Below are 11450 nucleotides of genomic sequence, written 5' to 3' on the forward strand. Positions count from 1 at the left end.
CGAGTTATCGGGTGATTGTATGATAATTGGAATACCGACGGACGACGGGAAGCACGTCTCCGAGCACTTCGGCAGGTCAAAGCGCTTCATGATAGTAGACATGCAGGACGGCAGGGAGCTGGAGCGCAGGCTCGTCGAGAACCCGCACGACAAGGAGCAAAGCGAGCAGAGCGGCCACGGCAAGCTGCTGAAGATGCTCGTCGAGAACAAGGTCAACAGGGTGGTGTGCTTCAATCTCAATCCCAAGATGGAGAAGAACCTTGACTCTCTGAAGATAGAGGTGCGGAAGTGCAGCGAAGGCGCTGAAATCGGCAGTTTGCTGAAAATTTAAAGCTAATAACGCGCCAACCGCGCTACAGGAAGTCCGATACCTGCCAGTACATAGCAACACATAAATCAATAAAAACATTTGGGTATATGTGTCATGCGGGCGATGCGATGGACGCTTATATAAGGATAAAGTTCAAGGGCATACACGGCAAACTGCAAACTGGATCTACGATTACAGCCACCACCTATAGTGTAACCGGCAGACCAGAGACCGAATCCGACAGGTTCGTCGCAGACGACGAGTTCAACGTATTCAAGATACAGCCAGTGATGGATGGCACTGAGGCGCTAATCACCCTTTATTCGGATAGCAAGGAGCGCAAGCTCGGCAGCACGCGCATCTCAGAGAAGGACGAATGGCACACCTTTTCGCCGAGCGTGGAGAGCGGAAACTCGATATTAGCAGAGCTCAACGATGTCTTGGTGCCGGAGAACACCGACGAGCTAGTGGTGGACGTCGTGCTATCCCACTTGATAAGCGACGACTGGCATGATATGTAATCGCAGTAAAACGGCATGCAAGTGCGCGATTTTTAGCTGTAAAGATATTACTATCCTCTCGGCGTGTTCCAAGCCCTCCGGGCCTCGGCATGGGCGCCTACATGTATTTTCTTATATCGTCCTTTGTAAGACCGGCTTGCTTGAGGATTGCGCCGAGAGTTCCCTGATCCAAATCGCCACCATGCATGGGTATTGTAGTGGAACGCTCAAAATTGCTTATAAAAATATGGCTACCCTTCTGCCTTATCGGTTTGAAGTTATAGTACTTTACCAGTATTGCAAGGAGTTTGGCAGGTTTTATAACGAGCCTCGGCATACCCTCAACTCAAGATTTAAGCATAGGCCAGTTGCTTTTCGCTCTTAAGTCCCGTGACTTTCATAGACTTTAAGGCCATCATCCCGTCTATCGCTACCTCGACAGCCTCCCTGATATTCTTCCTTAAGGCGGCCATGGTCTTCGCTCTAGTGACTACGTGCAACGAGGGTATTTCTGCAACCAGCCAGCCTTCGCTCTTGAAAATGCGCATATCCACCATGCTATCGGTATGCTTTGCAGGTTTAAAGTATATAAAGCGATAAGTTGAGGACTGCAAGACTAATATGGCCGCGACACAGCTTGAGCGGCTACGAAGCGTCGTAGCGGGATTGGGTCTCAAGCTGGGCTGTAAGCGGCAGACAGGTTAAGCGATTAGGGCCTCGCTGCAGCTCGCGGGCTCATCCTTCGCCCGCTCTAGCCTGCGGCTCGGCCGGCAGAGGATATTTACAATTTGGTTTGCAATAAGAGATAGGTGTGTTTATGGAACTGGAGCATGTTGTGATGAGGCGCTTGGAGTACCATTCAGGCACACGTGAAAATCCTGGCTTGGACATTCTCGTGCAGACAAAGAAAGAGGGGATGCCTATGCCGTATGCATCAAAGTTAAAAGTAGGCCAGACAGTGTGGCTAAAATGGGACGGCGGCCCGATAACCGCGAGGGCTAGGATAAGCTCTTGGCAGGCAGGTAGCGTGGATGACGGAAACGTAGAGAGGATAAGAGAGCTAACGAGGGGTACAGGGCTGTTCAAAAACAGCAAATACTGGGATGACCTGAGGAAGAAAGGGCCCAAAATCAATTTCATAGTGATAAGGCTATCTGGAGGGGAATGGATCAAGCAGCCGATCTATCCAGAGGCCAGGGCATACAGGCAGGGCTGGGTCTATATAGACAATGAAGAAAAGAGAAAGGCCTGGCTCGAAGGGTTGCCTGCACAAGAATGCGATGAGGAAACTATCCGCACAGGCATCCGTTTTGATGTTTTTCGTCGCGACAATTTTACTTGCCAATACTGCGGGCGCAAGCCTCCAGAAGTGGAACTTGAGGTTGACCACGTAATCCCTAGAGCGCTAGGCGGTTCAAACGACATAAGCAACCTGAAAACAGCGTGCAGGGAGTGCAACAGGGGAAAAGGGAAGAAGCCGTTAAATGGTCAGCAACTTCAATAAACATGAAGGCTGAATACGTAAAAAAATCATTGAGCTCGGCGCCGTTCTCGGCCCTTCGGGCCTCGGCATTTACTGACTCATTCGATATGTTCGTTAGTATCTGCAGCTTTGGGTTTGCCTGACGAAAGCACAATAATGCGGTCTCCATTGATATTGTTTGTTGCTATAACTCCATCCAGTATCTGCCTGTGCTTCTCAAGGAACTCCCTTAAGTCAAGTACAGCGTTGTAAACTTTGTTCTGCATTTCTGTGAATCTGTGCATGTCTCTGTCAGAAACCTCGCGTTTTCTCTTTTCAGACGAGAAACCTCTGAGCAACACGATTGCGTTTAGATCAACATTCAGCCTATCGCTGAATAGCATCGAGTACCTGTGCGCTTCATTGGCTAGGTTGGCCCCCTCCTTGCGGATTGCAGCAGCGTCCGCTCTGCTCTGCCCGGGAACTCGCTCTGCATTGGATTTCTTCGTGCTCGGCTGCTGAATGTTGTTTGATTCTTTTTGGATTTTCATCCGATTACCAGAAGGAGTGGTCCCCTATTTCTTGAAGTGTTCTAATCATAAATAAGGCGCGATATCTTCCTCTCTATTCCTCAATGTTGCAATGGCCAGTTGGAACGTATTTACAGTAATGCCGCCTTCCAAGTCGTGATTTTCATAGATTATGTTCTTGATCTCGTCGTTCGCTTTAGCTGTGTCGAGCAGTAGCTTGACCACCCTAGTTGGCGCATAGCTGGCTATGGTATCAGCAATCCACCACCCTGATCCATCACCTGTTTTCAGCTTCTCTGGATTTTCTATGCAGTACAGAAGAAGCCCGTATCCTTTCTTTTCCAGCAGATGGTAAACGGCTTGTATGTCCTCGGTATTCACTTTGTCTACAAGCCTCTGGAATTCCTGTGATTTGGCTTTAGTCGATTTTTGTATTGCCGGCACCTGCCCACCATGCAACATTATGCTTACCAAATATTTATATGCAACGTTAGGCAGACCCTCAGCGGCATTATCCAATTTTTTATTTCTCTACCGGCCTACCACACCATGCAGCTCTCAAGGCTGCATGTAGCCGCTAGTCCAGAAAGTAGTGCAAATAACATTGGTAGCTTTGCTGTTGTAGTTGTTGCTGTAGTCGTTCACGTTGCCGTAAAGCAGCCCGGCCGACGAGGTTCTACATGTCAAAGAGCGCGCTAACAAAGCGTATATCAATTTTCAGAATCGGGTTGCTTATGCTGCCGCCCGAAGAACGTATCTTATATCTTTGATTGGCTCTATAAGCAGCTGTCGTGTGTCTTCTCCGCTTTTCCTGAGCCTTTTCAAGAGCTCTTCAGCATTCTCGTCGTGGCCTACTACTCTTCTTCCCTTCACTGCCACAAACTGCCCATTATACTTTACCTTTAGCTCTTCGTAGTGATTTTCAAACCAATCTACGTTCTTCTCGAACGCCTTTAGTGCCTTTATCTTAGTTATCAACCGTTCTTGCACATTCTAAGTTATCGCTGGAAAAGTCTAAAAATATTAACTTTTATCTTCTGAACCTGCTTAACTTATTAAAGATTAATACAATATTCCCCGCTAGGTGTGTCTCGTTGATTCTGCTTCCCGAAAAGCAGAATTGGGGAGCCGGTTTTTCCGACGACAAATGGGTTGCGGAAACGATATTTTATATATACAATAGATAGTAAAGAATTGTAAGCGTGTTCTATTTCAATTAAAGTTGAATATTCCTATTGAGCCATTGTAAATTGAAGCAGATATTTGAATGGTATACGGCGCCGTGGATGTGCATTCCACCGTGTCGGCACCGCTGTATTGAAATATATCAGTTCCATAGGTTGATGTGCCATTTAATTTAATGGTAGCTGTTCCAGTCTCTGCAACTTCGTTGCAAATTGGATAACCCCCTGTATATGTTAGGTTATATGGTACACCACCCACATCAGTGCCCGGGTATGTGCTATAATCTGAGCCTGCAATAATTATGAACACAGTTGAATTGTAGCCGGATACGTAGTAGTTAGCTTGGATTGGGTTTTGGCTGCTTTGGGTATAGTTTGTAAAGGTTCGTGAATTGACGCCAATGCCCACCTCAGACGCTTCGTAAGGGCTTGATATGAAACACGTGCCATTGCTATTGTATCCTATTGAAGAGTAGGTGCCGAATCCCGTAGTCTGTTTCCAACTGAACCCGTTGATAACCGGAGCGGCTCCTCCGCATATATACATTTGATAACCATTGTGTAGGGAAATCTGAGGGCTGTTGTATCCTGTTGCAGCACTAGAGCTATAGTTTAAAGCATGACTCACATATGGCGTTCCACTTAGTGAAATTGCAGCGTAGGAAGGCCGTGTGCCAGTAAGACTTGCGAATGAGGATGTTATCAATATATATATAGTATTATTGCCGACAGCTACTTTCGTTTGATTGGCTATGCCGGGAGAAAAATAGCCACTTTTAATCAGGCTGTTGTTGTAGTATACTTTCAATCCGGGAAGATAATTTGTTGTCGAAATGGCTTTGGTGCCATTAACAAATATACTCACATTAGTTAAACTAACGGTAAATACGCCACAAGATAGACTTTGGTTTTTGTATAGCATTCCAGAATTAGAGGTACATTTTTCTAGCGCAACTGTAGTGTTTATGGTGGTGGTTGAAGAAACAGTAGTATTCTGTACTGTCGTTGGGGTTATTGTAGTCGATTTTTGAATTGTCGATGTTGCTGGAGTATTACTATTCCACCTGAACAAGGTACTGCCACTTATAAAAAGTACACCGATTATTATAATAACAGCAATTCCGATCCATAAAAATTTTAGATTTGGCTTTTTCTGGCCCTTCTTTACCATCGAACCCCCAGATTGCTCATCTCACCAAAGCCTTAAAATGCTTATGTCGTGTTTAATTTTTAGACACTAAGATAGTGCTCCTTTTAAAATTCATTTTAGACACTTGTCAATTATTGCCTATGCTAATACTAACGCTCTTTATCTGAAACTTCACTCAAAACTTCACTCAAACGATGTAAAGAAACGCCGAGTGAAGTGAAGGGTACCACAGAGGGAAAAGTTCTTTAGCTGCGCTGCAACGACTTTCCTAGAATGGTCATGTCAATACCTGCGGCGCCGAGCTGGCGAGCGAGGGCGGAGCGAGACCTCGGCGCCGCCCGAGCCTAGCCATCCACCGTAGTGGGCTGGACTCCGGCATCGCCGGCCCCGACTGCCAAGACAACGGCGCCCCCGCCAACACTGGCATCAGCATCAACACTAGCAACGGCAATAGCATCAGCACTAGCTCCAGCTTGAGCGGCTACGAAGCGTCGTAGCCGGCGGAGCATACTCAAGCCCCGGGTTTGCTGCGCCACATATGCTCGCGCGGCGGCATGGGCCTCGCCATGCTCGGCCGTTCGCCGCGCTCGCCCTTGGCATCGGTACCTTAAACAATCAGGCATGACCTCGCCGCAACTCGACGCCTCCGGCGTCTCGTGCCTGCGGCTCGGTCGTTACAGACAAAATCGCATTACTCAAATTCCTGACCGAGCCTTTTTAACAGGTCGGTATTGCTTTCAAAATACTCGCGCACCTTCGTCAGTTTCTCGATAAGCTGGTCCGCCACGGCTCTCTTTAGGTCCGCGGGGTGAAGCAGCTTTCTGGTATAAAGGTCGTTTAGCTGCTCAGAAGAATCTATCTCCAGATCTCCGCCGAATTTGTTATCCCTTGCTATTATGAACCTGCCGCCGCTGTTCGGGAGCACGAACAGCGAGGCTATCGCTATGATTGGATTGTCCTGTACGGCTCCGGGAGGGCAGTACGCCATCTCTATAGTGCTCCTTATCTCCTTTTCAGAAGCGTTGACCTTTATGTTCGGCCCGGCCACGGAAGAGCTCATCTTTACCCTGGGCCCCTTCAGCGACGGAACGAGCGGCATCATCAGCTCCACGCTCTTGCCATACCCGATCTTAGGCATGTACTCCCTGGCGAACGCCATGATGTGCCTCTGGTCGAGCCCGCCGCCTCTTCTCATCCCTTATTCTCTTTAAGGGTTTACCAACGAAAGAAAAACCCACGCTTTTCCACAGATTTAGTTTACATCCAAAGCAAAAAATTTAAGAATCCAACCATCAGTGGAAGTTACAGACTAACTATTTACTCAGAGAAATAGTAAAGTTTATTTCTGAGTGTTTGGCCATAGTAACAATGTCTATCGCAAGCATTTCACTATTTAAAGATCGAAAGGATGACGAAACAACTATTGTTGGACTACCATCTGGGCCATTACAAATGATTTGGTTGGGCATGTGATAGCAACTAATTTCAATTCCATTTATAGAAGCATTTACCTCACTCAAATTGTAATTATAATAAGATGGAATGGCTAAACCATTTACTTCTAAACCTCTGGTTGAGAGGTCTTTGATTGAAAATTCCAGACTACACAAATTAGATACGCAGGAGGAACTTATACTCGATATATTAACTATCTTTTGTGTGATTTGATCGCTTAATGGCCCCGACTGTAGCGGCACAAAAATCATTGTTTTATTCTTTACAGTAACGTTTTGTATCAAAAGAAAAGTTGATGTTTGATTGTCTATTGTCAAGTTCTTCTGTTTACATGTATAACCAGTTGTATAACTGCCGCATGCATAATTTGGCAGATATAAGGAACCGGGCAAAGTAAATTGGTTTATAAACTTAGAGATATTGTTTTTAGGTATGCTAGTCGTATTACTGTCCATCAAGAAATAGGCAAAATCTGAGTGGAAGGATATATTCATTCTTGCAACAGTCTCGTTATATAATGTAAGATTTTGGTATATTGTAGAATTTGATACATGAAAGTCCGTTGGATGACCAGACAGTATATAATATGCACTATTAGTTAATAGAACACTGTCAGTTACATTAAATGGTGGTGTGAGAAACCTATAATAGAAAACAGCAAATAAAATAAAAATAATAGATAACCCTAAGATACTTTTGAACAATCCTAGGCGTTTAATTGGAATTTTTGGAAATTTGACATTTATGATAGATATTATAGTAGTTATTATGAATACAGATGAAATGGCAATTAAAACAGGAATCGCCAGATACTTAAAATTGCTTATTAACTTGTCAATGTTTAGGAAATAGGAGAAGATTGTAGGTTTAATTAATAAAAACGATATGCTGGAGTATGGCGAAGAATTTGACAATAAGTGGATAATGGTTACCATTAGCGGGATTGATAGAATATATATGAACAACCCTATTAAAAAGAACCAAAGAACTTTTTCGATTTCTGAATGGTTACCCGAGAAGAACAATCCCTTAAGGGATTTGCCTTTGTTTCTTCTTAGCCTGTATGTTAACTCTAAAAATATAAAACCTAAAAGTAATATTATAAGGTCTGTGTTATAGCTGGCAAAAGGCACACCAACCGGATATGAACTCATGTATCCACCAATTAATGGCAATTTAATTATAGTCAAAATATTAAAAAGTTATTTGTAAAATTGTATAGCCCGTAGTTATGTTCTTCAATAATGTATAAAATGCGTACAGACATTCAAACCAACTCATACCTATCCTCGCTGTTCGTGAGCCTCTTTATTTCCTCCAGTACCTTTTCATTTTCTGATACCCAAGTTATAGGCATGTTAATCTTTTTCTTCGCCTCGTTCATGCTTACTGCATCGGTCCTCGCGCTCGTCTGTATCTCGTAGCCCTTCGCCTTCGACGTGTCCCACAGATAGCGCTTGCTGCCGTTCACGGGCCACGCGATCAGGTCCGGGGAGTGCTTCGCGCTGCTCGATATCACCAGCGCGTTGCTTTCATGCAGCTTCTCTACGGTCCTGACCAGGAGTCTTTTGTGCTCCTCGCTCCCGAGCTTGTCGGACTGCGCGGCGAGTATGCGCCCGGGCTCGACCCATCTCAGGCCCTGTTCGGTGAGCGAGTATGCGCCGCTGGAAATGCCCGCCATCCCGTTCGCCACCACCTTCTCGAAGATGCCGGGCTTGCCCTCGTATCCGTAGAGCGTGGCGTCGCTGCGCACCCATCCCTTGCTTTTCACGAACTGCACAAGCTCGGGCCTGGCCTTCGCAGGCGACGAGAGTATCGCCAGCAGTGCGGCGTGCTCCGACGGCGAGGGCGCGCCGGCGGGTATTCTTATTCCGTTGCGCCCGGCCTGCACTGCGCGCTGCGCCCTCTCGAATGTTATAGCACCAGTCTGCGCGCGCCCGGCCTCGGTCACCTCCCGCGTGCCCTTCGCCTTCAGCGCGGCCAGCTCGCCTGGCGACGCGGGCTCTACCTTCACGTAGTCCATCCACGTCTGGCCCCCCTGCGCGCGCAGCCTGTCCATCACAAGGCACTCGCCCTGCGCGGCGCCCTTCGCGTACTCCGCGTCGAGTCTGTCCAGGCCGAGGCGGCTGTTCCACGGCTGCCTGTAGCTGTGCAGCACTATCACCGAGCTCGAGTTCAGGAACGCGCCCGGCAGATCCTCCAGCTGCTGGGTGCTCGTCACTATGCCGAAGCCGTACTTCCTGCCCAGGCGCACTATGCGCTCGGCGAGCACCTCGTGGGCGTTCGGGAGCTTGACGAACTGCTGCCGCGAGCTCAGGAGCTGCCACGCCTCGTCTATCGCGACCATGAGCCTCGGCCCGGAGCCTATGCTCCCCTTCTCGAAGAGCTCGCAGACCCGCTGGAGCACGAAGTACGTGACAAGGCTCTTCTCGCTGTCGTTGAGGCCGGCAAGGCTGAGCACGGTGTTGCCACTGAACGCGCCCTCCCAGAAGGCCGGGGGCTCGGCGCCCATGACGCGCTCTACCGCCTTGAGCCTGTAGCCTATGAGCCAGTTCTCGCGGCGCTGGCGCAGCTCGCTCCACAGCGCTGCAAGGTCGGGCTCCCTGCCCTCCGAGTAGAGGCGCGTAAGCGCGTCCCTGACGCGCGTTGCCTGGAGCTGCGTGAGGTGCAGCGCGAGCATGAGCCCCTCCTCTACCATGGCCGCGCGCTGGCCCGCATCCATGCCGTTGAGCCTGAAGGCGTTGAGCGTGAAGTTGCCAGGCACGCGCCAGAGCGCGGCGCCGCTATCCATTGCGAAGCCCTCCAGCTCGCCCTGCCAGTCTATGGCGAGGAAGCCTATGCCGTACGCCAGCGAGGAGCGCGCCAGGAGCGCCTTGAGGGTGGTCGTCTTGCCGGAGGAGCTGCTCCCTGCTATGAGCACGTGCTGGTTTGGCTCCGAGAGCATGTCAAGCCTGTAGGGCCCCGCGCGGCCGCGCACCAGCGCCCTGCTGCCCTCGCGCGAGCCCTGCCCTGACGAGCTGTTGCTGTACTGCAGCACGTGCCTCGGATACGAGGCGCCGAGCAGTATTCCGTGGCTCGCGGCGCCAGCATTGCCCCTGGCGTGCAGGTACACTGCAACGGCCCAGTAGAGCGCGTTCACTGCCAGGAACGCCAGGGACGCCCCTCCCAGGCTAGAGAGGAGCGCCGCTGCCACATACAGCGGGATCAGGAAGAAGTTGAGGAGCAGCGCGAGGCCGAACGCCTTCAGCACGAAGCGCGCGCCGTCCAGCAATTCCCAGGTGCCGTTCCTGTCCCCTATGCGCGCCCTGAGCGCCGCCACTGCGCTCTCGCCGGTGACCTCCATGGCAAGGGGAGGGGCGCTGCCCCCTCCAGCGCCAATCCTAGGCAGGAGCCTCATCGCCATGCGCATCACTCTCGTCCGCCTCTGCCATCCTGCGCAGCTCGTCCACGTACGCCCTGAGCGTCGGCTCCCTCACGAAGTCCGGATTGCCGAGCGCGCTCTCCAGCGCTCCGGCATAGCGGCTCAGGCGCCGCTGCCTTTCCTCTTCGTCTTTTCCATCAGCTCCCATAGGTAGCCACCCCTTATGCACATCGGGCCGTCCGGCCTCGCCAGCGTGGCCACGACCTCCGCCATGAGCTCCTCGCCGTGCCTCTCGGCAGTTTTGGCGCCGAACAGCTCCCTGAGCATCGAGTACGCCAGCATGTACGGCCCTTGGCCCCTGTAGCCCCACGCGAAGGAATCGGTATCAGGAAGGCGCCTGTCGATCATGTACCAGTTCCTCAGGCGCCACACCCTCGCGCCGCTGCTCACCAGCACAGGGCTGTTGAACGCGCTGCCGGAGAACGCCACGCCCCTGGCGAAGCGCTCCGTTGCGGTTTGCCTGCCATTGCCGCTCATGACGCCACCTTGCCTTTGTTCTCGAACTCCATCTGGCGCCTCATGAGGTGCCTGACGAAGCTGCCCTTCTTGTAGCCGTCCGCGGCCTTCTTCGAAAGCCATTCGCTGAGCTCAGAGTCTATGTATACCACTATCGCGGTTTTTCTGGACATAGTCTCACTAATATTACTAATATATATAATATTATAAATAGCTTTGCCTCAGAAGCTTTTACCGAAGTAATATTGGTTTGCTACAACTAATATTAGAAAGATATATAAACCTTGGCGTGCATAATATTGCAGTGGTTATTATGGGCGAAGCAGACAGGCCTGAAGGCATTGACATGGATTTCCGGCTGGCCGTGCCCAAGGCCGCCTCCAGATCGGGCATGACCAAGATAACGAGCGTAAGAAGAGGCATGGGCAGGGCGAAGTACTCGTCGCTGATAACCACGATACCCGCGGAGTTCTGCAGGCTGTACGGCATAGGCGCGGGCGACAGCCTGATGTGGATGCTCGCGAAGGGCTCGAACGCAATGACCGTGGCGAAGGTGTCGGCAGGCGCCGCCGCGGCTGCAGGCCACGGCTCGGCGATCTACACAATGATGGACGAATACCTCGAGAAGCACGGGGAGCTTGACAAAGAGACGAAGGAGGTGCTTAGGACGGCGATCGACGCCATGAAGGCTGCTGGACCGGTCAGGAGGCTCACGCCGGAGGAGATGAGGAAGGAGTACCTCGCCATGAGGCGGGACATCGCGAAGGGCGCGAGGAAGGAGGAGAAGAGGGCGAAGAAAGGCAAGGAATAATTAAGTAAGGGCTTCAAGATGGCGGACCTTCTTTGGTATGCAACTATAACCATAAGGGGCTTCGCCCCTTATAAACCCTCCACTTTGGAGCCTCTTCCGAAAGCTTACGCTTTCGGTATTCTCCAAAGTTATTATGCCGCAAGTTTTGTTTGACCTGAAATGTCCTGCCTT

At 50.2% G+C, this 11450-nt stretch carries 16 protein-coding genes; 4 read left to right on the forward strand and 12 right to left on the reverse strand.

Going from position 1 to position 11450, the window contains the following annotated elements:
* Positions 1–19 precede the first annotated feature (19 nt).
* Both M1158_02605 and M1158_02610 read left to right on the forward strand, forming a co-directional pair.
* Positions 20–331: a hypothetical protein gene (locus M1158_02605; protein ID MCL5099987.1), complete on the forward strand. Its 312-nt coding sequence runs from the start codon at positions 20–22 to the stop codon at positions 329–331.
* 107 nt (positions 332–438) lie between these two features.
* Positions 439–831: a hypothetical protein gene (locus tag M1158_02610; GenBank protein ID MCL5099988.1), complete on the forward strand. Its 393-nt coding sequence runs from the start codon at positions 439–441 to the stop codon at positions 829–831.
* A 97-nt stretch (positions 832–928) separates the two neighbouring features.
* On the opposite strand, the gene M1158_02615 is transcribed toward M1158_02610, so the two are convergent.
* Both M1158_02615 and M1158_02620 read right to left on the reverse strand, forming a co-directional pair.
* Positions 929–1147, reverse strand: coding sequence for a type II toxin-antitoxin system HicA family toxin (locus M1158_02615; protein ID MCL5099989.1), 219 nt, complete (start codon positions 1145–1147; stop codon positions 929–931).
* Positions 1148–1163: 16 nt separating this feature from the next.
* On the reverse strand, positions 1164–1367 hold the full coding sequence (locus tag M1158_02620) for a hypothetical protein (protein MCL5099990.1): 204 nt from the start codon (positions 1365–1367) through the stop codon (positions 1164–1166).
* A gap of 734 nt (positions 1368–2101) precedes the next feature.
* Here M1158_02620 and M1158_02625 point away from each other — a divergent pair.
* On the forward strand, positions 2102–2314 hold the full coding sequence (locus M1158_02625) for an HNH endonuclease (protein ID MCL5099991.1): 213 nt from the start codon (positions 2102–2104) through the stop codon (positions 2312–2314).
* 77 nt (positions 2315–2391) lie between these two features.
* Here the strand turns inward: M1158_02625 and M1158_02630 are convergent, their stop codons facing one another.
* The 10 genes from M1158_02630 to M1158_02675 all read right to left on the reverse strand — a co-directional run bounded on the left by M1158_02630 (position 2392) and on the right by M1158_02675 (position 10641).
* Complete coding sequence (locus M1158_02630; protein ID MCL5099992.1) at positions 2392–2823, reverse strand: hypothetical protein; 432 nt, start codon at positions 2821–2823, stop codon at positions 2392–2394.
* 45 nt (positions 2824–2868) lie between these two features.
* Positions 2869–3246 (reverse strand): hypothetical protein, encoded by a 378-nt coding sequence (locus M1158_02635; GenBank protein MCL5099993.1) that lies wholly within the window; start codon positions 3244–3246, stop codon positions 2869–2871.
* Positions 3247–3534: 288 nt separating this feature from the next.
* The gene (locus M1158_02640) at positions 3535–3780 is read right to left on the reverse strand and encodes a DUF5678 domain-containing protein (GenBank protein ID MCL5099994.1); all 246 of its coding nucleotides are present in this window, start codon (positions 3778–3780) and stop codon (positions 3535–3537) included.
* 234 nt (positions 3781–4014) lie between these two features.
* On the reverse strand, positions 4015–5157 hold the full coding sequence (locus tag M1158_02645) for a hypothetical protein (protein ID MCL5099995.1): 1143 nt from the start codon (positions 5155–5157) through the stop codon (positions 4015–4017).
* A 670-nt stretch (positions 5158–5827) separates the two neighbouring features.
* Positions 5828–6331, reverse strand: coding sequence for a hypothetical protein (locus M1158_02650; protein ID MCL5099996.1), 504 nt, complete (start codon positions 6329–6331; stop codon positions 5828–5830).
* Positions 6332–6449: 118 nt separating this feature from the next.
* Positions 6450–7745, reverse strand: coding sequence for a hypothetical protein (locus tag M1158_02655; protein ID MCL5099997.1), 1296 nt, complete (start codon positions 7743–7745; stop codon positions 6450–6452).
* 113 nt (positions 7746–7858) lie between these two features.
* On the reverse strand, positions 7859–9994 hold the full coding sequence (locus M1158_02660; protein MCL5099998.1) for a hypothetical protein: 2136 nt from the start codon (positions 9992–9994) through the stop codon (positions 7859–7861).
* Positions 9972–10160 carry a hypothetical protein gene (locus M1158_02665; GenBank protein MCL5099999.1) on the reverse strand — a complete coding sequence of 63 codons (189 nt, stop codon included), beginning with the start codon at positions 10158–10160 and terminating at the stop codon, positions 9972–9974. The genes M1158_02660 and M1158_02665 overlap by 23 nt, the downstream gene beginning before the upstream one ends.
* A complete protein-coding gene (locus M1158_02670) occupies positions 10115–10489 on the reverse strand; it encodes a hypothetical protein (GenBank protein ID MCL5100000.1) in 375 nt (124 codons plus the stop codon). Before M1158_02670 ends, M1158_02665 begins: the two co-directional genes overlap by 46 nt.
* On the reverse strand, positions 10486–10641 hold the full coding sequence (locus tag M1158_02675; GenBank protein ID MCL5100001.1) for a hypothetical protein: 156 nt from the start codon (positions 10639–10641) through the stop codon (positions 10486–10488). Before M1158_02675 ends, M1158_02670 begins: the two co-directional genes overlap by 4 nt.
* A gap of 140 nt (positions 10642–10781) precedes the next feature.
* On the opposite strand from M1158_02675, the gene M1158_02680 reads away from it, so the two are divergent.
* Positions 10782–11279, forward strand: coding sequence for a hypothetical protein (locus M1158_02680; protein ID MCL5100002.1), 498 nt, complete (start codon positions 10782–10784; stop codon positions 11277–11279).
* The last annotated feature ends 171 nt before the right edge of the window (positions 11280–11450 follow it).

This window comes from Candidatus Marsarchaeota archaeon, from assembly GCA_023473665.1.
Taxonomy (GTDB): domain Archaea; phylum Micrarchaeota; class Micrarchaeia; order Micrarchaeales; family Micrarchaeaceae; genus JAMCYM01.